The sequence below is a fragment of the Nostoc sp. NOS(2021) genome, assembly GCF_017115025.1.
In the GTDB taxonomy this organism is placed as follows: Bacteria; Cyanobacteriota; Cyanobacteriia; order Cyanobacteriales; family Nostocaceae; genus Nostoc.
Map to the genome: position 1 here is coordinate 1 of NZ_JABXKM010000062.1, position 25,468 is coordinate 25,468.

Sequence of the window (25,468 nt, forward strand, 5' to 3'; positions counted from 1 at the left end):
ACCTATATACAAACAGACTTTCAACCCAGTCCCCAGTCCCCAGTCCCCAGTCCCCAGCTATAATTGGTATGACTATTGATCAATCCCAGTAGCTTGATTTATCTGGCATTGGCTGCACAACCCAAAAAACTCTAGGGTGTGGTAAAAAACTTTAAACTTATGGCTGGATTCTAACTGGTTTTCTAAGTCATGAACGGGGCATTGATTAATTGGAATTGAGACACCGCATTGCAAGCAAGTAAGGTGGTGTTTATCTTGCTGCGCTAGGCTGTAGAGGGCTTCACCATTAGCCAAATTCCGCACTTGTACCATGCCTTCGAGTTTTAAGGCTTCTAGGGAACGGTAAACTGTTGCTAAACCCATGCTCTGATTAGTGTTACGTAGCTCTACATAAATATCCTGGGCGGAAATGCCTTTTTTGATGGTTTTCAGTAAATTGAAAATACGCTCTTGACTGCGGGTGCGTATGGCTCTCATAGACAATTATTTAAGTATGCCACTGTAGTTGAAGCTGTTAGATGGGCTAATTGATCAATTAACTTTAACCGCTTCGTAATCTTATTTTCACTCAGTTGGAGCAGAAAGTTATAGTATAGCGATCGCAGCATTCACCAAAAGCCCGTGCAAACCAAGTATTTAGCCAAAATTTTCGTGACGCTTCGTCCTTCAGTCTTAGACCCTGCTGGTGTGGCTGTACAATCCGGTCTTCAGCAATTGGGATACGATAACGTTGACCAAGTGCGGATTGGTAAGTACATTGAACTCACCATCACCTCAACTGAGGAGAAAAAAGCGCGTCAAGACCTCGATCGAATTTGTAACCAAATGCTATCAAATCCCGTAATTGAAAATTACCGCTTTGATTTGATTGAGGTCGAAACCCAAACTGGGGTCTTTTAGCATCCGTGAGAGCTTAGGACAAAGCGCATTTTGTCAATGAGTTAAAATACTCAACAGAAAAATGCTCATCCTGTGGAGGAGAGGGAGAGTATGCGAGCGACACTCGTATACTCTCCCTCTTTTTAATTATCATTATCTTCAAAGCGTTTGACAGCTTAAATATTCTATGAAAAAGTATTGTAACGACAGAATAACTTTGTAATAAATAAATTTTATTCTCAGGTAAATTCAATTATTAAGCTGAAATATCTGCAAAATCGGAGGGAACAAGAATGTGGTTCTTTAAAAAAGGTTATTTGGTGAGTATGTTGGCTGGAGTCATTAGCTTAGGAACGTAGATTAAATAAAATGCAAAACTTCATCCTGTATCTAGCTTCCCTCTCCAATATATCGGAGAGGGATTGAGGGTGAGGTAATCCGAAGGTATACATTTGAAGTTTGTGTTTATATAACATACACATGATTGCAGACTATTGGGCAGTGGCAGTAGTGGGAGACATGATGTATATTAAAAAGTTGTTGTCCAGTTTAAAGAGCTAGTTGTCATTGACTCAAATCCTTTCTCAAATAGGGTTTGAAAAGTGGGCATTACTTCTTTAAACTGGATATTAATTATTTAATTCACGCCTTATCCCCCACTCCCCTTGACTAATCATGAAATTCGGCATTGTTGTTTTCCCAGGTTCTAATTGCGATCGCGATGTTGCTTATGTAACTAGAGATTTGCTCTTACAACCGACTCGCATGGTTTGGCATCAAGAAACAGATATTGCTGATTTGGATGTCGTGATTATACCTGGTGGCTTTAGTTACGGGGATTATCTGCGCTGTGGTGCGATCGCGCGTTTTTCACCCGTGATGCAGCAGGTTGTGGAACACGCCCAAAAAGGTAAGTTTGTCCTCGGTATTTGCAATGGTTTTCAGGTATTAACTGAAGCTGGACTTTTGCCAGGAGTGTTGACTAGAAATCGCGATTTGCATTTTATCTGCGATCGCATTCCCTTGAAAGTTGAGCGGACTAATCTCTCATGGACGCAAGCTTATACCAATAGTGAAGTGATCACTTTGCCCATTGCCCACGGAGAGGGACGATTCTACGCTGATCAAGCCACTCTCGCAGAAATTGAAGATAACGGGCAAGTTGTGTTTCGCTATGAAGGGGAAAATCCCAACGGTTCACTGAACAACATTGCCGGGATTTGCGATCGTCGGGGCAATGTGTTGGGGATGATGCCGCACCCAGAAAGAGCGTCTGACGCGATGCTAGGGAATAGCGATGGATTGAGGTTGTTTCAAGGATTGTTAGAGAAGGTAGCGGCATTAGCGTAGAGCAAATATCGGGCGACTAGGTTGGGTCAGAGAGCGATCGCTGTCTGAAAGATCATGAAGGCGATGTGCAACTTATTCTTGTCACCCCGCTTCCATTTCTCTCCCCCGCTCCTGAGAGGCTTTGAATCTTACTCTCCAACGCTACAAGGGTTGGGGTTGGGGCTTAGGTTTGAGAGAAAGTCGCATACAGCGTTAATGAAGATTCTTCTACAGACAGCGATCGCTCTAATGAATAACTAGCAACTTGGGGTGACAAGAATAAGTCGCACATCGCCTTAAAATTAGCTCACCATCCCCAAGTACCAGGAGCGCCTTTGAAAGGCCCAACAATATCACTGGTGATCCAACCGCCGTAGAAGTTACCTGGTTGTGGTTGCACCTCTTCGCCATTCACGTAGCAATTATCCATTAGATGAGCGTAAAAAGATACATAGTCTTTGATAGCTCCAAAAGCTGGTGTCGGGTTAGGGTAGAACCAAGCAGCATTATGGACTTCTTTTTCACCCACTCGGATTGTATAGTAGCCAGCAATTCCCTTCCACTCGCAAAAGCTAGACTGCGGCATCAGTTGCAAATATTCCATTTTGATATCCGCAGCAGGAATGTAGTAAGAAGGAGGATGACTTGTTTCTAAAACACGTTTGGCGTTGTGGGTATCTGCAATTATTACTCCGTTAAAAATGATTTGGATATGTTTACTAGTGTCCTCCAGACGAGGAGGACGGGGGTAATCCCAAACTGATTCTTGTCCGGGAGCGGGTTCGATGCGTTGAGAATTAACCATTTAACAATTCAAAATTCAAAATTGTTTGACTACAAGTACTAACGTACCTCTTTAAGAGTATCAACTTGCTTGGTAAACAACTCAGTGAATAAACTCAGCACACTCCGTTCTTCGCGCACTTTTATATTGGCACTGATGGACATACCTGATTGCAAGGTGACTTTTTTACCCTTAATCACTAAAGATTGTTTATCCAATGAGACTCTTGCCGGAAATCTATAAAACTGATGTGTTTGGTCTGGCGGTAATGCGTCTGACCCGATGTCAATTACTTTTCCTTTGATATCGCCAAACTCGCTGTAAGGAAAGGAGTCAATTCTGACATCTACCTTCATGTCTTTTCGCACAAAACCAATATCTTTGTTAGTGATGAAAACTTCACCTATATAGTTTTCATTTGGGACAATTTGCAGCAGTTTTGTCGTTGGAGTCGCTACAAATCCAGGGTTTTTTGCTTGTAAATCGAAAACTGTTCCACCTACAGGCGAACGGAGTTCTTCATACTTAACATTTAACTGTGATTGAGAGATTTTACTATTGACATCTGCCAAACGCTGCTCATTATCCAGCACAACTTTCATGAATTGGCTATCGATTGCGGCAATACGCTGTTTATTATCAGCTATCTTATCCAAAATTGTTTTATCAGAAACAGCCACCGTATTGCTTAACTCTTGTCGTCCTTTTTCTATATCAAACTGGAGGCGTTTTGTTTCCTCACCTAGTTGCGCTACTTCCGCCGTGCGGTTTTGTACTTCTTGTTGCTGGTTGAGATACTGGAGTTGAGAAATGCCACCTTGTTCTGCTAATGTCTTGAGCTTATTTAAAATCCCCCGTTGAATAGCTAAACTTGCTTTACTATCTTCTAGCTTAAATTGATTTTGACTAAGTTGTTTTTTGGTTTTTTCTACTTCAAATCGCGCCGCCAAAGTGCGAGAATCTAATTCTTTTTTGGCGACTTGTAGAAGTTGTTGTTCATCAATTCCTAGCGCATAATCTTGACCGGAATTTTTTAATTGAGTCCGCAATAATTCATTTTCTCCTACTAACGCTGACCGACTTTTCAGCAAGAAAGCAGTTTCTTGTGGCAAATTACCGCGCAAATATAACAGTTCCGATCCCGTTGCGTTACTTGCACTCATCAATTGGCGATAAATCTGGTTTTCTTTAATTAATGCAAGGCGAATTTTATTCAAAGAATTTAATTCAGCAACAGAAGCGATGGAATCAAAAGTCAGCAGCAAATCTCCTGGCTTTACTTCTTGTCCATCTTTAACATAAACCGTTTTCACCACTCCACTAACAGGAGCCTGAATTTCTTTGACTGTTCCTTGCGGTTTTAATTGCCCTGTTGCTGGCACTACTTGCTCAATTTTGGCAAAATAAGCCCAAGCAATTCCAAAACAGGCTAGCCCGATTAGAGTCACCATGATTGTACGCGACCAAATTGGAGATTGGCGCAAGACAATAGATTGCTCAAATGCCTGATTGTTATAGTTAACTAAAGACTCTTGAGCAGCTTTCTGTTGTTTTGTAAGTACCTGTGAATCTTGCTTGACTCCATTTTTTTGATTGCCGTTTTTCTGATTGCCGTTGAGGTGATTCCCATTAAGTTGAGTCATAACGATTTTAGATTTGGGATTTGGGATTTTTTGGAGGGTGGGCACTATTTATCGATGTCGAAAACTTGGATTTTGATATTTGTGACAGTGCCTACTCTACGCTGATTGCTGCATCTATGGAATGTTGGTCAAACAGAGAATTTTCTGATGCCATGCCCCCACCAGCAATGACTAATTACAAGTTAACATCTTGTTGCTGATACAGGTAAGAATAATGACCTTTAATAGCCATTAGTTCGTGATGGCTGCCTTGTTCTATAACCCTGCTATTATCCATCACAACGATCATGTCTGCATTACTCACGGTGTTCAGCCGGTGGGTAATAAAAAATACTGTCTCACCCTTGAATGCTTTGGCTAAATTGAGACATATTTGGCGTTCTGTGGGATAATCTAAGGCGCTAGTTGCTTCATCTAAAACTAATAATTTTGGTCGTTGTAAAACAGAGCGGGCGATCGCAATTCTTTGTCGTTGTCCACCTGAAAGCGCAGAACCCCGTTCGCCCACCCGCGTGTTGTAACCGTTGGGCAAGTTCATTATAAACTCGTGGGCGCACGCAACCTGAGCCGCACCAATAATTTCTTCGGTTGTGGCATCGGGATTCGTCAGAGCAATATTTTCCTGAACGCTGCCGTCAAACAATAATGTCTCTTGGGGAACTACGCCTATCTGTCGTCGCAGTGAATATAGTTCCACTTTGGCAATATCATAACCATCAATCAAAATTCTGCCGGACTCGGTTTCGTAAAGTCTGAGTAGTAACTTCATCATCGTACTTTTACCAGATCCACTTTGTCCGACAATGCCGATAAATTTACCTGGAGCAAATTCGAGGGTGACATTAGAAAGTTGCAGAGGCCCACTTGTGCCAAAGCGGAAGGAAACATTTTCGTATTTCACTGCTCCCTTGATCGTAGGTAAGGGTATATTGTAGCGGTCTGTTTCTCCTTCTTGTGGTGTATCGACAATATCGCTTAAACGCTCTAGAGACAAGGCAGTTTCTTGGAAGCTTTGCCAGAGTTGAGCCAAGCGCAATATTGGGCTGGTGACGTAACCGGATATAATCCTAAAGGCAATTAATTCGCCTAAAGTTAATTCTCCTTTAAGTACTAGATAAGCTCCTACCCATAAAACTAGTAAGCTGCTGAGTTTGTTGAGGAAGCTGCTGGTAGAATTGGCGAGGGTGGAAGTTACAACTGTTTTAAAACCAGCCGCGACAAAGCGAGCGTAACGCTCTTGCCAGGAAAAGCGCGATCGCAATTCGATATTTTGCGCTTTTACTGTTTGAATTCCTGACATCACCTCCACTAAATAAGATTGAGTTTCGGCGTTGCGTTCGGCTTTGGCACGTAACTGTCTGCTAATGGTGGGAGAAGCAATTAAGATGACAATGATAAACACCGGAATTGTGCTTAAGCCTACTAAGGTGAGTTGCCAACTGTAAATCAGCATCACACCGATATAGACCACTGAGAATAGAGCGTCTAACCCGACTGTTAAGGCAGTACCCGTGAGGAATTGGCGGATATTTTCTAGTTCGTTGATGCGAGTAGAAAGTTCGCCCACCGGTCGGCGTTCAAAATAGCGCAGAGGTAAACGTAGTAAGTGGTCGATGATTTCCGACCCTAAACTCATATCGATCCGGTTAGTGGTATCAACAAATAAGTAGGTTCGCAAGGTAGTCAGCACTGCTTCAAATATCCCGACTACTAATAGCAAAACCCCCAAAATATGTAGAGTACCAATACTATTTTGAGTGATAACTTTGTCGATAATTAACTGCACGACCAGAGGATTTGCCAACGCAGCCAACTGCACGAAAAAGGAAGCGACAAAGACCTCTATCAGAACTCGACGGTAACGTGACAAATAGGGCAGAAACCACCGTAAACTAAAGCGTTCTTGGGGTGTTTCTTTGGTAGGACTGAGCAGTAATACTCTAACTTGGGGCGGAAAGTTGGTTGGATCAACATCTAATTGTTCAACGAATTCAGCGGGTTTGCAGCGCACAATTCCTTCGGATGGGACACCCACAACAATAGTATTTGCATCTGCTGCATATAAAACGGCAAAACTATCACCATAGCGAATCAATGCCGGTGTAGGAATGCGCGTCACAGAGGCGACTGGTAGCTCTATTAACTGCGCTTTAAGTCCGATTAACTCTGCCAGGTAAGCAGTAACTTGAAACGATATAGTGCCCTGACGTTTGACTTGCTCAGTTAAGATGCGGCGAACCACCTCTCGACGAAACGGCATTTCTAGGTGCTTCGCGACCATTTGGAAGCAGGCGAAGGTTGTATTTAGTTCTCCCTTACCACTAAAAAACGGGTATTTGTGTTTTAGCGAACTCTTTGAGGTCTGGGGGGCTGTCTGTGGAACTATTTCGTTCGATGCGTAGGGGATATCTAGTTCCTCTGCGCTATCTGATTTGGTGTCACTTACCACAAGTTCTATCTGATGACTATCTTCCAAGATCAAATCTGACGGATGTATACCAAGCAACCGTGCGGGGTTTTGACCTATGACTTGGATATTGTCTGTGTCATCGTCCGATTCTAGGCGATCGCCAGGTGATAAATTCGTTACTGTCCCACCCCCACTCACAAACCAGACGCTTTCTCTATCCAGTTGGTTGAATGGAGTTTTTCCTGGAGGGAGGTAATGTATTTTCGCCTGTGGTAAGGCATTTTCTGCTATTTCTCTGAGATTTAAAGTAGCGATCGCTTGCTTTTGCCAATAGGAACTGAGAATATCGAAAACTTCCACCAAATAACTGCGGTTCTTGCGAGCATCGGCAAAAGCTGGGTATAAAGCCAGAAAACTAAAATATGCCGATGCACTCAAGGTTAAACATACTACTTCGGTGGAAGCGATCGCTGTTTCACAGGCGACATCGCGCAACAAACCAATTTCGCCGATAACTTCCCCCGGTTGCAGTAATTTTAGGGTGATTGGCAGTTGCGTCTGGGGGTCATATCCCAACAGGCGCACTTGTCCCTCATAAATTATGGTGATCTGTTGCGGCAGACTTTCTTTACCGATAATTTTCTGACCGATGCGATAGCGCCAGGCTTGCAGCTGTTCTGATAGATTAGCGATCGCCCCATCTGGTAACTGATCAAACCCTTCTAGGGTGGTGATAAATTCGGAAAAAGTGTTCTTAATATAAGTCATATCAAACAAGTCGAAGGTAAAAGTGAGGAATCAAGTCCAAAATATTAGGGAGTCTCTCTTTTACTAACAGTGGCAGTGTTTGGTTTTATGCTAGCAGCACCAAGACTTCTGTGGCATTGAGTCTGCCTAAATATGTAAAAGCACAGAGGGTAGGTTCGTCTAATTGCATACCTGCATTCATATCACAGGGTTCCTAATGTTATGCACTGTTCAAAACAAAGCAAAGATAGTGTAAATAGATCGAGGACAAGTTATTACCTTGGTTAACACTACATAATTTATACAAGTTTAAAATCAATATTTAGCATTGCAAGTATGCAAGATGGATACTTAAGTAGGTGGGCATAAATATTTGTCGTTGAGATAAGGCAGAAGGCAGAAGGGTTTTAACCTCGTTTATCTTTCTTTACATAGTTTAGTTTTATTCTGCCGACCTAACTTATCATCAAACTAAGACACAGAAACGCGGTTGTTAAACTTAGCGTCGTATATTTTAATTTATGATAATCAACATGAAAATATCACAAATGCTTTCCTAAGTAAATACCCTAATTAAGAATTCTGTAATCAAAAAAACTTTAAATTTCTGAATTATTTTTTACAAATTCTTGAATATAGGGGTTGACAGTATCACTGATGGCGAAAGAGAGTGAGCTTTCCCTGCTAAACAGTGCCATGCCCGATTTATGAAAGAATTCTCCATCACTTTTTTGCTAGCTTAATTTAATAAAAATTAACTGGAAAAGTAAAGGTGAAGATTTTTGTCACCGTAAAGGAATCAACTACTAAATTTATGAAGTAAAGACAATAACTGCCTTCAGTAAATTTACTAGTTTAATTAATATCGAGTCCATCTAATCTAATCGCTATGTATAAAATAAGCTCATCCCCCTTGCGGGGTGAAGTTGTTCCATTTTGCTAAGTAGTTACCTGAATTTAATATTACGCAGCGTTGGTAGTTGAAGGCTTTGCGCCCTCGCTGTCGGGTATAAGCTACATCAGCTAAGTTAATTTCGGCATTATTAAGTCATGGAAGCCTTTCGAGGTAGGTTGGACTCCAGCGAAACGACTGTGGGATGGGCATTGTAATGCCTACCCCACAATAACGAACTATTTGCTGTAGTCTAAGTAATGGAAAAACTCTGTTTCAACTGGATAGTTATTTCCGCCAAGCTTCACTAGGCTATTCGATAAACCGTAAATTGGGTCAACAGAGACTTCTGTGTACACAACTCCTCGTCGGAAAGGAAGGAACAACGAAAAAATAAGCTTTTTAAGCCTCTCCCGCTTCGGGGAGAGGTTTGGAGAGGGATCAGACTAAATCTATCGAACTCACGTTAAGCCACGACGCTAGCAGAGAAAACGAAGTCATTTGCAGTCAGGCTAGTTGAGGTAATTCCCAGCAATGAAGCCAACTCTGTATTTCCGGTTTTCACGATCGTGTCACTACCCTGTTGCAATAGTGTTAAAGCACTAAACTGAGTGACGCCAATCCCCCCTAGCCCGATTTGATCAATCCCGACTGTAAAATCAGTAATAATGTTCTTGCTAGTTGGCAGACTGGCGTTAGCAATCCAGAACTGGTCAGCACCAGCACCACCACTCAGGCGATTACCGCCCTGTTGACCAGCAAATAGCACATCATCACCATCGCCACCAAATAGCGAATCATTGACACTGGAGAAGAGTTTATCATCACCGGAACCACCATAGAGACGGTTATTGCTACCTTGACTCTTGAGGGTGTCGTTACCTGAGCCACCGAAGGACAGTTGACGAGAACCTTCAACTACTGTCAAAGTATCATTCCCTGCTGCCCCAAACAAATTATTACTACCATTGGCTTCAACTACGGTAACTTGGTCATCACCAGCACCACCATCAGCACTAGTGTTGTTAGCAGGGCCATTTGCGCCAATCAAGACTTGATCATTACCGTCTCCTGTGGACACTGAGGAGTCACTGCCGACCACCACCGTGTCATCACCTTTGCCAGTCCCGATTGTGTTACCTTTAGTACCCTCTACAAAGTCTGCACCGTCACCTGTGAATAGGGTTTGATTTGGCTGAGTGGTAATCTCATCGCTGGTAGTGGAGCCAAACTTAACTTCTTCAGCTTTGGGCTGACCTAAGCCAGGAGCAAGGTTCAAGGACTTATCCAACTTCAACAAAATGATTTCGTTGTTGTCTATTACTGGATGCTGAGGATCATTGCCAGGACGACCTGTTGAGAAGGGATAATTGTTGTCATTAGCAACCAAAATGGTGTTTTTGTCAACAACTAACACATTTTCAATTGTTTGAAATGGGAAGTCAAAGGTTGTTTTACCGTCCCCGTTGATATCCTTGGGGTCTTGGATATTTAACAAGTCTGCAACTTCTTCTTTAGCTACATAGCCTTTAGAATCTGTTTTAGACAGGTCTACTTTGTAGATTTTCTTAAATTTAGCCGCAGCCCCTTGATTGTTATCCCGCTCAATCACTAGGTACTCATGATCATTAATAACTGTTAAGTCACCAATCGAATTTGAGGGATTCTCCAATTTGTAATAGCGTAGTTGATCGCTGTATTTCTGGCTGGCTAGATCAAATTCGTTAATCCGTAAAGCACCAGGAGTATCGCCTTGAACAGTCCCTTCTAGCAGTAGGTAGAGCTTAGTTTTGCTGGCGTTGATTGCTCCACCCTCAAAACCTTTGGAACTAGCCAAGTTAGCAAAAGCGTCTCCTGAGAGAACATCTGGGTTTTGTGGCGATCGCACTACATTATACTGAGGATCATCTCTGAGTTGATCCCGTACTTTATCCCCTATATCTGGGAAGTCTGTAAATAGCGCATCTACCCCTAATTGATAGAACTGCTGAATTTCTAGTGCTAGCTTGCCTTTATAATCTGCTGCTAAGTATTGATCTTCCGCACGGAAGGTATAAGGGTGAACCTGTAAACCTGCGTTGTGAGCATCTTGAATTAAGGTAGTGGGAGGTAACGTTGTTTTGTCAGCATCATTGACTGTACCATCCCCATTCACATCATCGGCTTTGCCATCACCATTGGCATCAGTACCTTTGACGCTAACAATCATCCGCTTCCAAGGGCCAATGCCATCGGCATAGGTGGCAATTTCAGCCAAGCCTTCTGGAGTTCGCAAGTCGCCATAGGTGCGAGAGTCGCCATTAACCTTGAGGTCATAAGGCTGACTTTCTATGATCTTACCGTTGATGTCAGTGTCACTTGCATCTAGAAGCTGGATAAGTGGGATATCTACCCCTGCGTTAGGCATGATCACATCATGCAGTTGTTTAAGGTTAGATACTTCAAAGGACTCGATGAAGATCCGACTAGGATCAGTGAAGTTATTTGCCTTCAGTGTATCGATTAGTATCTGACTGATATTTCGGTTAATTTTGTCTGTGGTGCCTACATAAGTAGCTTCTTGAGCAAAATAGGTCGGATGCTTAGTTTCAGGATAGATGCCAATCTTTTTACCTGTTGTCGCTTCTACATCCTTAACCAGGTTGATGATTTCCGTGAGGGTAGGAATTTCAAATTTATCATCGAAGGAGTGATCTCGGAAAGGTAGACGCTCTTCTGCCCGTAAAGTCTTGATTTCAGCTAAAGTGAAATCTTCAGCAAACCAACCTGTAATTGTGTTTCCATCTAAACTTACTGTTTTTTTGCGATCGGCAAACTCTGGATGTTTGTAAACATCTGTGGTTGTGTTGCTGAAATTGACTGTACCATCAGCGTTCAAAATTGCTAAAGCAGGCTCATGGCGAGCAATTAACACACCATCTTTCGTAACTACTAAGTCAGGCTCAATGAAATCAGCGCCCCTCTCAATTGCTTGCTTATAAGACTCTAAGGTATGTTCTGGACGATAACCACTTGCACCTCTATGACCAATAACTTTAGGTGCTTCTCCATCTAGAGTCTTGAATTGGTCAGGTGTAGCAATGGGAGCCTCTAACAACTTACCAGTGGCATCAAAATGCAGCAGATAGGGGCCGAACTCGTCTCCAACCCAGATTGTACCGTCTTTATCAAAAACGAATGACTCTACATCAAAGTCTGCACCAGTTAGTAATCTTCCAGTAGTTCCCTCATTAACTATTTGAAAAGGAACTTTGTTATTAGGATCAGACAGTTGGATGTAGTCTAAAACTTTAACACTGCCATCCCCATTTTCTGTTCCCTTGAAATTCGGGTCTAGACGATTTATCCGCAGTAAAAAGTCTTCACTATTATCTTTGCTACCGTAGCCATTATCTGACAGAAAATAGAAAGAGTTACTGTTAGCGAATTGTACACCACTGAAGCCTTGAATTGGCTGTCCTGGGAAAGGCCCCGTTCTGCCATTGGCTGAAACCTCCTTACCAGAAGCTGGGCCATCACTAAAGGTATCAGCAGGTAAAGAGGCAAAGCCTACTAACTTAATTGCCATAATTAGAATGTTTGTTGGGTATTTGGATTTAACTGGATCACAAGCTATTCAAGTTCTCCCATTGCATTAATTGACGCGATGTGCAACTTATTCTTAGAACCCCGCTTGCATTCCTCTCCCCCACTCTTGAGAGGCTTTGATTATTGCTCCTTTTCCCTTGTAGGGAAGTGGTTGGCGGTTAGGTTTGAAGGAAAGTTGCACACGGCGTTTAATTGTGGGAAAAAGAAATCATGTTCTCAGGCTAGAAACCGGAATTAAGGGTAAATGTCAGAATTAAAAAAATATAGTTTAGATAAGTTCGTTAAGTCCGATTGCGCCATTAACACCGAAAATACATTTACATAAAACGTATTTTCTCAGAATTATCGAAAGCTTGAGAAATGATCATGGGATGTCAACTAATAATCTGTGTTAGTGAGTAATGAGTGTGTAACACTTAGATTACGAATTTAAATCTGTCGATAGTAGTTATGAGAGAACTTAGCTAGCACTAAAGATGTTTTCATTAAAAGATTAAGAGAAGAATAAGTTAAGCAGAATAAATGATTAAAATACACTTAAGCAAAAAACAAAATTAAGTTTTATTAAACTTGATTGAATGCAAATCAAAAATAAATAAAATATTTCTATTTTGTTACCGAATTATTTATTGAGAATTCTGAAGAGATATAGCAGGGAACTCTTAATAGGGAACTCTTAACAGGGTTGAAAGTCTCTTGGTGTCAGTGTTTATATGATTAGCTGATGTCAACCGCTACCTAGCAACTGCTATAAAACTTGATTTTTTCAGTTTTAATTGGCTAGCGATGCCTACGGCTGGCTACGCCTACGCATCAACTTTTCTGCATCAGGATTTATACCATTTTCAAAAATCTTGACAACAAATGAATCGGCTGATAGTGGCGTACAAATGTACGCCACTACGAAAGACTTTTTTTCCCGCAATTACAAACGGCTCTATTTTCTCTACGAAAAGCTAGGGGAACAGACTAAGTACAGTTTTGCGTAAAAACGTAGCCTTTTTAATGCAGGGAAACCCATTAACATTGCAGAGGAATGTATTGGCATTGCAAGGGAACGCATTAACATTGTATCGGGATGCATTAGCATTGTAGGGGGACGCATTAACATTGTATCGGGATACATTAACAATGCGGCCGACGCATTAACATTGTATTGCGATGCATTGGCATTGCAAGGTATTGCCAAATTTAATTTGCTACGAATTAATGAAATGCTGTACTAAGCCACGACGCTAGCAGAGAAAACGAAGTCATTTGCAGTTAGGCTAGTTGAGGTAATTCCCAGCAATGAAGCTAATTCTGTATTGCCGGTTTCCACGATTGTGTCACTACCCTGTTGCAACAGTGTTAGCCCACTAAATTTAGTTACGTCAACACCGCCAAGCCCGATTTTATCAATCCCAACTGTAAAATCAGTAATAATGTTCTTGCTAGCTGGCAGACTGGCGTTAGCAATCCAGAATTGGTCAGCACCAGCACCACCACTCAGGCGTTGGCGCAGCCCCCCGTAGGGATCGCTACCCTGTTGACCGGCAAATAGCAGATCATCACCATCGCCACCAAATAGCGAATCATTGACATTAGAGAAGAGTTTGTCATCTCCAGAACCACCGTAGAGACGGTTATTGCTTCCGCCACTGCTAAGGGTATCATTGCCTGAGCCACCGAATAATGATTGACGAGAACCTTCAATTACTGTGAGAGTATCATCACCTGCCGCCCCAAACAAATTATTACTACCATTAGCTTCCACCACGGTAATAACATCATCACCATTGCCACCATCGGCAATGGTATTTTGAGCCGGGCCGTTTTGACCAATAAATATCTGATCGTTACCGTCATTCCCGGATACTGAGGAGTCACTGCCTGCAAGCACTGTGTCATCACCTTTTCCAGCCAGGATTGTGTTACCTTTAGTAGCTTCTACAAAATCTGCTCCGTCACCTGCACAAAAGAATTGTCCTGGCTGAAGATTCACAGTATTGCTGTCGCTAGAACCAAAACTGGTTAGGTTAGTCCGAGCAACAGGATTGCGGGGATCGTAACCAGTGGGGTCGATATTTAGAGAATTGGGGAAGGCATTGGCTATATTTTCCCAAGGCACTAGCTTAAAGTTAGAGTTGACATTTTCACCATCAATTGTCTTGGCAGGTTGATTGGAGCCATCTTGGGTGACAAATAAACCAAATGGGAAGTTAGGCCCCAGTGGCACGTTAATTACATCTGCACCATCTGACTCTTGCACGCTGTCAATTGACCCATTGTTACCAACGGCAAAGTTACCCACGTATTCGTTATTACCTTCACGAGTGTAGGCTACAAAGGTGCTATCGCCTTGGCTGGATGCTAGCAGGTAGCCTGTGCCGTTTTTGCCGTAATAAATAGTCAACCCTTCTGCGTCATCGGTGAGGTGAGAACCACCCTCAAAACGGACGCGATCAATCAGCTTGCCTGTTGTGCCACCGTCCGGTTCTGCCTGGAATTTCCAGATGCCCACATCTTCTTGGGCTATGTAGAGAGAGCCGGTTTCTTGGTCAACCACCATACCCTCTGTTTGGGGAGAACGCCCTTCTGTGGTGGGCGAGGGGATGGTGAACTCTCGCACCAGTTCAGATCCTATTTTGCCATTACCTTTGTCAATCAATTTGAACTGAGCTATATCTCCAGTTTCTCGGCGACTGGTAAAGACATAGTAATCGTTAGTTACGGGGCTACGGTATAAGGTAACTCCGTAAGAACTGCGAGTTGATGCGGAATAGGGAGGTTCAAAAGGTGATGCTTGGAAGATAGTACCAATATTGCGATCGGTGATATTTTCCAAGTATTGTCCGGGGGTGCTGGGGTTGGGGTTAATTTTGAAGATTGCTAGTTTATCATTGCCGCGATCGCTAGCAACTGCAATATCTATCGATTGATTGCCTAATTTGAAACCGTATTGCAGGTCAATGTTATTGTAGCGAATGCCACCGGGATTAACTGTTTGCAACAAATTACCAGACAAGTCATAAACCCGCAGTCCGGCATTTTTCACTGAGGTTAGTACTAAGCTATCGGCAGCATTTGTGGCATTAACATAGATGGCAGGATCATCAGCATCTGCACGTTGAGATGTGGGGAGTGCGGGATCATCAAACAGATCGGGACGAGTTTCTACTGTGGGTGCAGCAGTGGGAACCAAATCTGCACCCAAAGTGAGGATTTGGGTATATTGGGTACTACCAAAGTTGTTATCACTCACCAGCACAATGGATTGACGACCATCTGCTAGTTTGGGGCCGAAGGTAATACCCTCAATGTTATCTACTCCAGTGGGATGATTGGCGTCAGTAGGCAGATTTAGGTCATTTAAATTCAACAGCAGACGCTTTTGAGCAGGTTTGATCGCTGCTAGCTGTTCAGCACTCAAACTGCTGAGTGAGTCAATGGTGCTAATATCCGTTGCACCTTGTAGAGAAACTTCGTAGATTTTGATGGTGTCGCCTACACCTTGAGCAAAAGAGCGTTCCAACGCTAGGAAGGTTCCCCGGTTGTCGATCGCGAGTAAATCTGCTAAACCGTTGTTACTTGAGCCTGTGCTAGGGTTGGGCGCTTGGGCGATAGCATCGGTTATGTAGAGATATTCCTTTTCTGGCTGTCCAGTAACCAGATTGTATTGCAGAATCCGCGAGCGGCTACCACTGGTGAGTGAAGCGATTAATCCATCTTGGGACAGCGCGTTTTCAGTAGCGGTGAATAGGGTTTTCTGGTCGGGTGTAATGGTGAGACTTTCAAATGCTAAGTTATTGTAAACGCCTGATGTCTGCGTATCACCTGCATCGACAATACCATCGCCGTTGGTATCTTGAACTACTGGCAAAAACTTGCTGGGGACAAGTAGCGATCGCACTTCTTGCCCTGTAGCTAGCGAAAACTCTTTAATAAAGGGATTGGTAACGCGACCTGCACCAGGATTAACTTCGCCCTCTGAAGAGATGAAGACTGTGCCATTCTTAGTTAAAGCAATGCCTTCTGGGTCGAGACTGTTAAGTGCAAAGAAGTTGCCATTGATATCTTTCAAGGGTGTGACATTGGTAAAAGTCACCCCGGTATCGGCAGTGAAGGTATAAAAGCGGGCGGGGGCAACTTGGGAGCGATCGTCTGAGATCGCATAGTAGCGGTTATTAGCAGCATCATAGGTGACACCAGAAAGTCCACCCAATGGAGTCTGTACCCCATTCACCGTTCCCGCCGCACCAGAGGGAATAAAGCCAGTAACGAAGGTAGTCTGCCCTTGGAATCCCACATTAGGAATGGTTTTACCTGCCTGAGCGCTGGGGTTTAAGGAGGCATTGAATTGGGAAAAGCGGATTGTATTAGTAGTTACCATAAGTTAGTTATGGGGTAGATTCAGAGTGGGTAAAGATCAGCGGACATTTGAGGCTGAAGAAATGAGACTGATTTAGCTGTAACTCCTAATGTTGTCGGTATCGATAATTAGTCCGTAATCGATTTAGTACTGCTGAGAAACGAACAGTATCAGAAGTCTGAGGGCTAGTACTGGCAGCATCAATGCCACATTCAAAATCCGAAGTGTGGAAAATTGGAAGTGTAAATGCCATTTTTATTGCCATTAAAAGACTGTTAACTGCAAAAATGCACTTTGCAGTTAGAGCGATCGCTACGCCAACACCTTATGGTGCGTCCGCTATGGGTAGCTTGCTTAAGAGTAGGGGTACGGTGAACGCAATATCAACATGGACAAGAGAAAATACATCTTCCAGACCACTATTCTTAGAGGTTGTCAGAAGACAGCTACATAACTTTTTGGTATCAATTCTTAATTGGGCATCCTCAAACTATCCTAGCTAGATTAAGAAACAGCTAGCAAAAGGTTAAAACAACAAATGTAATTCGTAATTCAGAAAGTTAGCATAACCGTAGGGTACGAAGTGTTCGCGGTAGCGTTTCGTAGAGAAGTAATCCCAAACCGCAAGCGAATTGCTTCACGACCTTCGCAATGACATTGTGTAATTAATTCTGACTACTTATTGAGATTGGTGCAAAATCTTAGTCCAATGAAAATTAGGGTAGGCAAATAGCCCACCCTACAATTTTTCTTAACTACAATTCTTCTTTACTGAACTGTTTTATATCAACTAATGAAGTATCAATCAGCGGAAATTACCAGGATTTAGACGAGCACCGTTAGGCTGAGACTGACGACGAATTGCCACTCCACTCCGCAAATTGTTTCCAGTACCGCCATCTTGGCGATCGAGGAAAGGTTTCAGATTAATCCCACTTCTAGATGAACTAACCTGATTATTGCCACTGCCCAGAAGTGTGCGTCCTAAATTATATAATTCGTTTCCTCCACTACTGCGATCGCCATAAGTGTTAACGGCTATAGTCTGTTGTCCACTGTCAGCAGTAGTCAAGTTTTGGAAAACGCTATTGCGGATAACATAGGGGTCTTTCCCACGCGGTACTGTCAACACAATTCGACAGGTTGGGTTAGCTTCAGTTGTGACGCAGACAATATTTTCGTTATTTTCTACAGCTGTCTGGAGTTCTTGTAAGCCATCTGGGCGATAAAGTTCTAAACGACTAGCAATTGCTGCACAACGCCTTTGTGCATCCCAACCACCGCCTAAAGCCGCAGGTGCCGCCCAAGGAAAGAATTGTCCTGATTGACTTTGTGGCTGATACATGACAGTGTACTGATTATTGTAAGTCTGACAGGTAAACCGAGTTGTACCATCAGCCGAGGGTGAAACTGGTATGCCTGTTGATGTGTCTATTGGGACTGGTGCTGATGTCCCACCTGATGGTACTGTTGGTACTACTACACCATCGCCACTAGAATTATATTGCGCCATTGCTGCCGAATTGCCCAGACACAAAGATAAGCCAAGACCGCCCAAAGATATAAATCGCAGCAGTTGTGATGACATAAATCATCCTCCAGTAGAAATAGGTCGGGAATTGATAGTTTAAGTGACGAATAATTTTGTTTTTTGATTCATCAAAAACGCTATTTTTTTCCTCTCTTGCTTTTTTCTCTTCGAGTAGCTTTTTCACCCGTGCTGGAATTTCTGCATGACGCGCCACTCCTTCATCGGCACCCCAGCAATTCTTTGCTTAGGGACTGACAATTAACAATTCAAAATTCAAAATTCAAAATTCAAAATTAAAGACATTTTCAGACGGGGATTTAAACCCCGACTGTAGCAAGATCCCGCAGGGTAACTTCGCGGAGGCGGAGTGACTCCGACTCCGCGCTACCTGTATTGTTGGGGTCTTAAACCCTTTGATTTACGATAAAAAAACATCCCAAATTTTCTAGTGGGATGGGTGTCCCCACCCGTCCCATATTCAGGGCGGGCAGGATGCCCACCCCACAAGATGGATAATTGATTTCTTGGAAATCCCTTAAACTGAGTCACTGAAATGCTTGAAAATATTGTCTATATATGCTATAGCAAATTATTTGGATCAATACCTTGAGATTGTAAATAGGCAATTAGCCGTTCTTTTTGCTGGCGTTCCTGTTCAATTTGTTCCACTGCCCAAAGTAACAAGTTACCTGCCTGATCCCACCAGCGCAACCAGTAACCAGTACGGGCTTCTTTTGTTCCTTGCCAAGTTCCCAGAAATAAACCCATTGAATCAATCCAATGACGACCATTTTCATCAGGTTGCTTTAACTCATAGCGCCTGTTTTCGAGTTGGTAAAATTCTAACAAACCGCCATTTGGATCAAAAATCAGGTAAATTGGGACTTGAAGAATCTGCTCGTAAAAAAACCATTTTCCTGGTGGATAAGTTCGTTTAAAAGAGTATTCTCCACCCTCTGTGTCAGAGAGAAATTCCATTACAATTGCTGGAATATCTCCATCTAAATTGGGTGTATAGCTTTTGCGTTCTGCTAAAATCTGATTTACCAATGGCACATAAACCCAGTCGGGTGCTTTAGCAACAAATTGCCCATTTATCGTCGCACAAAGTCCAAAATTCGAGGCTATCAACATCTGCGGTTGGATGAAACCACTTATCTCAAGGCTTTCGCGCAAAGCACCAGCCAATAATGGCTGACCTGTATTTTCCACTGGTTCATCCTCTAGGTGAAAATCTGCGGGCAATGCTTCCCAAGATATTACCAGTTCTGTTGAAGATTTAGCTTCACCGAGTTGGGTTGCCATAAAGACCCCCTTTGATTGATTTGTCTTTATTTTATAGCTAACCAGTGGCTTGTTGTCAGCTAGTAGGTTGGGTTGAGGAACGAAACCCAACATCCACAATCATCATTTGAAAATCATCACCAACAATTCTACAGCATCCATTTACCGTAGATGCGATCGCTATTTTACCAAACCATTTACATTGTATTTAGACATTGCCACCAGGTGAATTGATTCAAATAGTTCCATCGTAGATACTGCCATCTGGCATGATGGTTCTACAGAAAATAGAATCTTTAACCATCTCCCGAATAAACTCAATCTCAGCTCCAGTCAAGTCAGCATCAGTCAAATTCGCACCCCGCATGACAACGTTTCGGAGACAAGTGTTAGTCAACTTGGCCTCGGTCAAATCAGCGCCATCAAGGTTAGCATATCTGAGATCAGCACCAGTCAGATCAGCCCTTCGCAAGTTGGTGTCTCGCAAACAGGTCTGCCCCAACTGAGTTCCTCTGAGATTAGCTCCACTCAAATTGCTCCCCTCCATAAAAATCTCGCCAACGGACGAGTTCCTCAAATTGATTCCGCTCAAATTGGCTCGATACAATTCATCAGACCCCTCAATGTTAATTTCAGAGAAATCTCTCTCCCCAGCAGCGTAACGTTGCAACAACTCCTCAACATCGATACTTCTACTAATAGCCATAACTTTCTAGACTTCGGTGCAAAAGATGGTAAAGCGATCATCGATAACGTCATGCTACTCGACAAAGACCTGATGAACAAATTTTTCTAGATTGACAAAAATCATCAATAATTGAGGCGGATATTGATGATGCAGAAAGATTTGTATAGTTAATTATGGTTGTGAATTCTTTTAGAGATTTGTGCTGAGATATTGGTCATCAATGTTAGGTTTCGTTCCTCAACCTAACCTACTAGCTAGAAGAACAGAAGTGTTTCCTAATTCTCGGCTTACGGTTTGTCATATTGGTTCAATGCTTGATAGAGGCGAGTCACTAAGGTTTGAGAATTTGAGGTAAAACTAGCAAGAATATTAATCAATTTATTAGTCGTACAATATAGTACCATTGTACTATATATTTATTACCACTCAAAGCCTAATTCTTCATCACCGCATCTAATAGCACATCGGCATCAAAGCGTACTACATCAGTGCAAGGTAAGCCGGTTTCTGCTATTGTTTGTGCGATCGCTACTCAACTATTTTTGATTGATTCGGAGAATTTTCAGCAACCTGGGTTAAATTCATCGATGTATTTTTCATTTCAATTTCCAATTCTTTCCAGCCTTCTTGATATAATTTTGCTATTTCGTTTTCTTTCTTGTATACTTGCTCATGCATAAATACTTTAATAACTGAACCCTCAGCGAGAAACGTAATGCTGGGATGTAAAGTTTCAAAAGCAAAAATTACCTGATCTTGATAACCTTGAACATTTTCACAGACCCAAACCGACATTAATTTTACACCTAGTGCTAGTGAAGTAAATAATAAATTATAAGACTTAGCATAAACTTGATTATTCTCTTTGATAGCTTCTTCTATTATTACTTTTATTTCATCAGTATCAGCAATAGGTAAAAGAGTTATTACTGTAATTTTATGTTCCGTATCTTCAAAATAAAGATGAACTTCATCTAGACAAAGTTCATCTCCATCCAATTCTACGTCATTAATTGTTGATACACCTATTAGATATTGCCCGATAGGAAATTCATTGATTGCCATATTTATCACGCTTTTTCCTTGCTTGCTTGAGAATTTTAATAGCAGTTTCTGCGTCTGTATCTCCCGCAGCAGCTGAATTAGCTAACTCACCAACTTTAATATTTTGATAATCGCTACGTAACTGATTAACCTGTGCTTGTCCTCCGCCACGTTCACGAATAGCATTAGCAATGATGTCATTCTTAATATTAACAAGATTGCCAAGTTTTTTCAGTCCGCCAGGGGTGAGTTTCACGTCCTCCTGCTCATCATTTGTCATTTATATATATCTTCTTCTGGCTCGTGCCGCTCTTTAAATCCAGTTTCTACCAGTTACATCATTGTCATAGTTTCGAGTCTTTCTTCAATTTCTGCCATTACAGCAGTTTGCGATCAAAGCCACCACAGGAAGAGCTATCTAGTTTTCAAACCTTTGTTGGGTTTCACTTCGTTCAACCTAACTACAATTATTGTTAAAATGTCATCTTTGTTACTAACCAAAACCTAATTTTTCATCACCGCATCCAAAAGCACATTGGCATCAAAGCGCACGACATCGGTGCAAGGTAGCCCGGTTTCTGCTATTGTTTGAGCGATGCTTTCCTCAGCCGCAGACTCATCTAGATGGGCTGTGTTCAGCGCTATACCCACTACCGGAACACTTGCAAAGGCACCACCAGCACTAGCAACAGTTTCATAAAGCCGAATTACCTCTGGTAAAGGTGGAATTAGTACATGAGGATGATTACGTACATGAACTTGTCCCGCACGATGTACTAACACCAGTTGGGTTGGTTGCGAACCACGAATCAGGGGTAAAGTTGCTGTTGAACCAGGATGTAACAGTGAACCTTGTCCTTCAATGTGCAAGATGTCGTAGTTTTTGCCATAGCGTATGACTATCTGTTCCACAGCACCGGCGGCAAAGTCTACTCGCACGGCATCTAAAGCCACGCCGTCGCCTTCTAACATCACCCCAGTTTGGCCTGTGGCGAGGAATTTAGAACGCCAGCCCCGCAGTTTTGACGCCCAATGTAACTCTAGGCTAGTTGACATTTTACCGATCGCCATGTCGGTTCCCACTGTCAACACCCGCCGACAGGGAAGAGTGCGTGCTATCCCACTAGCAACACTTATATTAGCCGGCTCTTTCCGTACATCCCAAATTAGTTGCCCAGGTTTGAGCAGTGCATTTAACTCCGGTATGTTTGCCAATGGTGTGTGCAAACCATTCACCAGCGACATCCCCGCTTCTAGAGCGTCTTTGATTTCATGCCAGTAGTCATCTGGTATCGCGCCACCTCCTGGGGCAATGCCAATTACCAAAACTTCCGGCTTGTACTCCAGGGCTGCGGCTACCGATGCCACAATTGGCACATCACGCTTGATACCTGTTAATTCTGGTAGGGATTTGCCAGCAGACTCGCGATCAATTACGGCTACAATTGGGGCTTCACTGTAACGTAAAATGGCCAATCCTGTTTTGCCCTGAGTCCCAGTAGTTCCTTCATGCAGCAAGATAGCTACTCGTTGATTAAGTGGTAGACGCACTGTGTTGTACTCCCAAACCTGGTAAATCGTTTGGCAAAACTCTCCCTTCTTTTAGCAATGCACCCGTAAAGGGATCATCGATTAAATTAAGGTGACTGTCTAAATCTAAATAATCAGCTAGTGGCGCTAGCTGTAATGCTGCTGTATTAGCTAACGAACTGTCAGAATAGCAACCGAACATTACTTGCAACTGATAGGCTCGCGCTGTATGTACCATTCGCATTGCTTCCGTTAGTCCCCCTGATTTCATCAGTTTGATATTAATGCCATCCACGTAGTTTGCCAAATGGGGAATATCGGAGCTTGTGAAGCAACTTTCATCGACAAAGATGGGCAGGGGAGAGTGTTCTTTGAGTTTTGCTAAACTTTTTTCCTGCCCCCGTGGCAATGGCTGTTCTACATACTTTATACCTAAATTAGCCAGCCAATTGCACATGGCGATCGCATCTTCTAAACTCCAACCCCCGTTGGCATCAACGAAAAATTCTGGTAATGGTGCTTCTTCTCGCACTGCTAATAGCATTTTTTTATCTGCATCTATGCCATCGGGACTGCCTAGCTTGACTTTGAAAAGGCGGACATCAGTAAATTGTAACCAGTCTCGCGCTCTCGCCCTAGCAGCTTCAGGCGAATTAATCCCAATTGTGACAGAAGTCGGTACTATTTGATTGCGATCGAGTCCCCAAATTTGCCACAAGGGTAATCCTACACGCTTACCGAGCCAGTCGTGCATTGCCATATCTAAGGCAGCTCTTGCAGCAGAAGGAATCTGGTTTTGTGTTAAAATTTGCTCAATTTGCTGCCGTTGTAAGGGGCTGAATGGTTGCAACAGTGGCACAACTTGCTGTAAAGCATCTTTGATCGTATCAGTTGATTGCCGATGATTACCCACACCAAATGGTGATGCTTCTCCCCAGCCTTCGATGCGATCGTGTGAGATCCGCACCCATACATTCGTTGTCTGTGCCGTTGTGCCCCGACTAATGGTCAACGGAAATCTCTTATTTACTGTAAATAAATTTACATTTATTTGCATACTTGTTATACATATTATGTTATGACAAAAGTCAGTGTAAGTTCAAAATTTAGATTATCGGACGTATCCGTTATACTTTTTTACATTCACTGCTTAATTCCTAAACTTTTTATCCAAAATTTTAATTGTTACTTAGTTTATGAATAACTTAAAAAAATGGAAAACTTTAAAATCAAAAATGGTCTTAGATCATTACTGGTGTAAGGTAAGGCAAGATGAAATAGAATTGCCCAATGGGAGAATTATCGATGATTATTTTGTCAGTATTAAGCCTGACGTTGCAATGGTTTTACCTATAACTAGTAGTAGAGAAATTATTTTTGTTCGGCAATACAGACACGCCGTAGGTGAATTTTTCTTGGAACTGCCAGCAGGGAATTTCGATCCCACAAAAGAGAGTGCCGAAGTAGCAGCAATTAGAGAACTGAGAGAAGAGACTGGTTATATTCCCCAAGAATTTAGAAAAATCGGAACTCTATACGATAAGCCGAGTAAAGATACCAATCAAATACATTTGTTTTTAGCAGAGAATGTGAGCAAAGTTGGAGAGCAGCAACTAGATATTACAGAAGAGATTGAAGTTTTATTGATTCCCGTAGAATCAGTTTTAGATAAAATGATTCAGGGAGAAATTTCTGTTGCAGGTACTGTTGCGGCTCTATTCTTAGGTTTAAAGTTTATAACTTATGAATAATCAGTCACGATGAAGCCCGAAATTATCACTGTGATTTTACTCCACCCAATCGATAGAATCGGTACGATTCTACTGACGGAGAATTAATTCAAGCATCTCTTAAAGCTCTGCTAGCTATATTTATTGCTTCTAAAAAGTCACTTAGTGGAAATTTCAATTCCGACAAAAAATCGGGAGTAATATATTCTGAGTATATATCTATTTCCATTTTGTCAACACCTTTATCTTTATTGATTTGTGCAACCTGTTGTCCCTTATATTGTATTTCAACAGTCATTTCATTATATTTAATGTCACTAAGATAAAGAATTTCAAAACCAGAATCTAGATTTATAGCCATTTTGAACCTCTTAATCTACAAATGTACCAAAACTACCATCTGCTCTATTCTTTGGTGGAAGCTATTCTTCCAGGCTACCTGTTCAAGTTCTGTATTAACTTCTCACGAGGCTATTTAGGGGAATAAGATTTTGTTGCTATGCTAAGGACAGAGGGCAAGTAGCTAAATTCAGATTGGCGGTTCGTAACGTGGATGTTCTAATTGAGTCAACAAGGAGCTTTGAGAAGGATCTTGGCAGGCTGAGTGAAGATGAAAAAGCCGCAGCGATTAAAAAAATCAATGATTGCGCCAGCCTCTTCCCAACTCAAAAAGCTGACGTTTATCGTAAGTTGCGTCGTCTTCCCCTACCGTCAGATATTAATGGCTATGAATCTTCGCTGTACACGCTAAGGGTTTCACAGAAGCTAAGGGTGATTTTAGCAGTTGACGAAGATCCAATTTTTGGGCAAGTTATTTTTACTCTTTTTCGAGTGGTGAAACACGATGACCTGGATAAAGCGTATAAAGGTGTGGCAGAGTCTTTGTATCAAGGATTACTCAACCACAATCGAGAAACTGCCCGGATCTCGTAAGTTGGTTTATGGCACAAACCCTTACTCTCTGTGATGAATACGGCATTATTTATAGCAACGGACAAGGCGATTAGGACGCTGTGCGAAGCACATCTTCCATAGCAT

General features: G+C 42.3%; 20 protein-coding genes. 6 read left to right on the forward strand and 14 right to left on the reverse strand.

What is annotated here, in order from left to right:
- Positions 1-72: 72 nt before the first annotated feature.
- Positions 73-477, reverse strand: a complete 405-nt coding sequence (locus HWQ41_RS07405; protein WP_292761074.1) for a Fur family transcriptional regulator — start codon at positions 475-477, stop codon at positions 73-75.
- A gap of 144 nt (positions 478-621) precedes the next feature.
- Here HWQ41_RS07405 and purS point away from each other — a divergent pair, with 144 nt between their 5' ends.
- Both purS and purQ read left to right on the forward strand, forming a co-directional pair.
- Positions 622-900 (forward strand): phosphoribosylformylglycinamidine synthase subunit PurS, encoded by a 279-nt coding sequence (gene purS / locus HWQ41_RS07410; protein ID WP_292761076.1) that lies wholly within the window; start codon positions 622-624, stop codon positions 898-900.
- Positions 901-1,554: 654 nt separating this feature from the next.
- On the forward strand, positions 1,555-2,229 hold the full coding sequence (gene purQ / locus HWQ41_RS07415) for a phosphoribosylformylglycinamidine synthase subunit PurQ (protein ID WP_292761078.1): 675 nt from the start codon (positions 1,555-1,557) through the stop codon (positions 2,227-2,229).
- A gap of 286 nt (positions 2,230-2,515) precedes the next feature.
- Here the strand turns inward: purQ and HWQ41_RS07420 are convergent, their stop codons facing one another.
- The 4 genes from HWQ41_RS07420 to HWQ41_RS07435 form a co-directional block, all read right to left on the reverse strand.
- Positions 2,516-3,013, reverse strand: a complete 498-nt coding sequence (locus HWQ41_RS07420; protein WP_292761080.1) for a DUF427 domain-containing protein — start codon at positions 3,011-3,013, stop codon at positions 2,516-2,518.
- A gap of 38 nt (positions 3,014-3,051) precedes the next feature.
- Positions 3,052-4,635 (reverse strand): HlyD family efflux transporter periplasmic adaptor subunit, encoded by a 1,584-nt coding sequence (locus HWQ41_RS07425; RefSeq protein WP_292761081.1) that lies wholly within the window; start codon positions 4,633-4,635, stop codon positions 3,052-3,054.
- 175 nt (positions 4,636-4,810) lie between these two features.
- The gene (locus HWQ41_RS07430; RefSeq protein WP_292761083.1) at positions 4,811-7,813 is read right to left on the reverse strand and encodes a peptidase domain-containing ABC transporter; all 3,003 of its coding nucleotides are present in this window, start codon (positions 7,811-7,813) and stop codon (positions 4,811-4,813) included.
- 1,337 nt (positions 7,814-9,150) lie between these two features.
- A complete protein-coding gene (locus HWQ41_RS07435) occupies positions 9,151-12,255 on the reverse strand; it encodes an esterase-like activity of phytase family protein (RefSeq protein WP_292761107.1) in 3,105 nt (1,034 codons plus the stop codon).
- Positions 12,256-13,048: 793 nt separating this feature from the next.
- Here HWQ41_RS07435 and HWQ41_RS07440 point away from each other — a divergent pair.
- Positions 13,049-13,261 carry a hypothetical protein gene (locus HWQ41_RS07440; RefSeq protein ID WP_292761085.1) on the forward strand — a complete coding sequence of 71 codons (213 nt, stop codon included), beginning with the start codon at positions 13,049-13,051 and terminating at the stop codon, positions 13,259-13,261.
- 233 nt (positions 13,262-13,494) lie between these two features.
- Here the strand turns inward: HWQ41_RS07440 and HWQ41_RS07445 are convergent, their stop codons facing one another.
- Positions 13,495-16,560, reverse strand: a complete 3,066-nt coding sequence (locus HWQ41_RS07445) for a phytase (RefSeq protein ID WP_292761109.1) — start codon at positions 16,558-16,560, stop codon at positions 13,495-13,497.
- 266 nt (positions 16,561-16,826) lie between these two features.
- On the opposite strand from HWQ41_RS07445, the gene HWQ41_RS07450 reads away from it, so the two are divergent.
- Positions 16,827-17,126, forward strand: coding sequence for a hypothetical protein (locus HWQ41_RS07450; protein WP_292761087.1), 300 nt, complete (start codon positions 16,827-16,829; stop codon positions 17,124-17,126).
- Positions 17,127-17,428: 302 nt separating this feature from the next.
- Here HWQ41_RS07450 and HWQ41_RS07455 read toward each other — a convergent pair whose 3' ends face one another.
- From HWQ41_RS07455 to HWQ41_RS07485, 7 genes are all read right to left on the reverse strand, one after another.
- Positions 17,429-18,211: a COP23 domain-containing protein gene (locus HWQ41_RS07455; RefSeq protein ID WP_292761089.1), complete on the reverse strand. Its 783-nt coding sequence runs from the start codon at positions 18,209-18,211 to the stop codon at positions 17,429-17,431.
- Positions 18,212-18,733: 522 nt separating this feature from the next.
- The gene (locus HWQ41_RS07460; RefSeq protein ID WP_292761090.1) at positions 18,734-19,459 is read right to left on the reverse strand and encodes a Uma2 family endonuclease; all 726 of its coding nucleotides are present in this window, start codon (positions 19,457-19,459) and stop codon (positions 18,734-18,736) included.
- Positions 19,460-19,673: 214 nt separating this feature from the next.
- Complete coding sequence (locus HWQ41_RS07465; protein WP_292761092.1) at positions 19,674-20,144, reverse strand: pentapeptide repeat-containing protein; 471 nt, start codon at positions 20,142-20,144, stop codon at positions 19,674-19,676.
- 510 nt (positions 20,145-20,654) lie between these two features.
- On the reverse strand, positions 20,655-21,191 hold the full coding sequence (locus HWQ41_RS07470) for a DUF6334 family protein (RefSeq protein ID WP_292761094.1): 537 nt from the start codon (positions 21,189-21,191) through the stop codon (positions 20,655-20,657).
- Positions 21,178-21,450: a hypothetical protein gene (locus HWQ41_RS07475; protein WP_292761095.1), complete on the reverse strand. Its 273-nt coding sequence runs from the start codon at positions 21,448-21,450 to the stop codon at positions 21,178-21,180. The genes HWQ41_RS07470 and HWQ41_RS07475 overlap by 14 nt, the downstream gene beginning before the upstream one ends.
- A gap of 224 nt (positions 21,451-21,674) precedes the next feature.
- Positions 21,675-22,721, reverse strand: a complete 1,047-nt coding sequence (locus tag HWQ41_RS07480) for a DUF1611 domain-containing protein (protein WP_292761097.1) — start codon at positions 22,719-22,721, stop codon at positions 21,675-21,677.
- Positions 22,705-23,757: a dipeptide epimerase gene (locus tag HWQ41_RS07485; protein WP_292761099.1), complete on the reverse strand. Its 1,053-nt coding sequence runs from the start codon at positions 23,755-23,757 to the stop codon at positions 22,705-22,707. The genes HWQ41_RS07480 and HWQ41_RS07485 overlap by 17 nt, the downstream gene beginning before the upstream one ends.
- A 139-nt stretch (positions 23,758-23,896) precedes the next feature.
- On the opposite strand from HWQ41_RS07485, the gene HWQ41_RS07490 reads away from it, so the two are divergent.
- The gene (locus tag HWQ41_RS07490; protein WP_292761101.1) at positions 23,897-24,451 is read left to right on the forward strand and encodes an NUDIX hydrolase; all 555 of its coding nucleotides are present in this window, start codon (positions 23,897-23,899) and stop codon (positions 24,449-24,451) included.
- Between the two features lie 88 nt (positions 24,452-24,539).
- Here HWQ41_RS07490 and HWQ41_RS07495 read toward each other — a convergent pair whose 3' ends face one another.
- Positions 24,540-24,791 carry a hypothetical protein gene (locus HWQ41_RS07495; RefSeq protein ID WP_292761103.1) on the reverse strand — a complete coding sequence of 84 codons (252 nt, stop codon included), beginning with the start codon at positions 24,789-24,791 and terminating at the stop codon, positions 24,540-24,542.
- A gap of 188 nt (positions 24,792-24,979) precedes the next feature.
- Here HWQ41_RS07495 and HWQ41_RS07500 point away from each other — a divergent pair, with 188 nt between their 5' ends.
- Entirely contained in the window at positions 24,980-25,363 is a 384-nt protein-coding gene (locus tag HWQ41_RS07500) for a hypothetical protein (protein ID WP_292761105.1), read from the forward strand.
- Positions 25,364-25,468 lie beyond the last annotated feature (105 nt).

Bases quoted from the DNA above. Each gene is read 5' to 3' on its own strand.
- HWQ41_RS07465 (WP_292761092.1), bottom strand. From the start codon at position 20,144: ATGGCTATTAGTAGAAGTATCGATGTTGAGGAGTTGTTGCAACGTTAC.
- HWQ41_RS07430 (WP_292761083.1), bottom strand. From the start codon at position 7,813: ATGACTTATATTAAGAACACTTTTTCCGAATTTATCACCACCCTAGAA.
- HWQ41_RS07495 (WP_292761103.1), bottom strand. From the start codon at position 24,791: ATGGCTATAAATCTAGATTCTGGTTTTGAAATTCTTTATCTTAGTGAC.
- HWQ41_RS07450 (WP_292761087.1), top strand. From the start codon at position 16,827: ATGCCACATTCAAAATCCGAAGTGTGGAAAATTGGAAGTGTAAATGCC.
- HWQ41_RS07470 (WP_292761094.1), bottom strand. From the start codon at position 21,191: ATGGCAATCAATGAATTTCCTATCGGGCAATATCTAATAGGTGTATCA.
- HWQ41_RS07485 (WP_292761099.1), bottom strand. From the start codon at position 23,757: ATGCAAATAAATGTAAATTTATTTACAGTAAATAAGAGATTTCCGTTG.
- HWQ41_RS07455 (WP_292761089.1), bottom strand. From the start codon at position 18,211: ATGTCATCACAACTGCTGCGATTTATATCTTTGGGCGGTCTTGGCTTA.
- HWQ41_RS07490 (WP_292761101.1), top strand. From the start codon at position 23,897: ATGAATAACTTAAAAAAATGGAAAACTTTAAAATCAAAAATGGTCTTA.
- HWQ41_RS07425 (WP_292761081.1), bottom strand. From the start codon at position 4,635: ATGACTCAACTTAATGGGAATCACCTCAACGGCAATCAGAAAAACGGC.
- purQ (WP_292761078.1), top strand. From the start codon at position 1,555: ATGAAATTCGGCATTGTTGTTTTCCCAGGTTCTAATTGCGATCGCGAT.
- HWQ41_RS07405 (WP_292761074.1), bottom strand. From the start codon at position 477: ATGAGAGCCATACGCACCCGCAGTCAAGAGCGTATTTTCAATTTACTG.
- HWQ41_RS07460 (WP_292761090.1), bottom strand. From the start codon at position 19,459: ATGGCAACCCAACTCGGTGAAGCTAAATCTTCAACAGAACTGGTAATA.
- HWQ41_RS07420 (WP_292761080.1), bottom strand. From the start codon at position 3,013: ATGGTTAATTCTCAACGCATCGAACCCGCTCCCGGACAAGAATCAGTT.
- HWQ41_RS07475 (WP_292761095.1), bottom strand. From the start codon at position 21,450: ATGACAAATGATGAGCAGGAGGACGTGAAACTCACCCCTGGCGGACTG.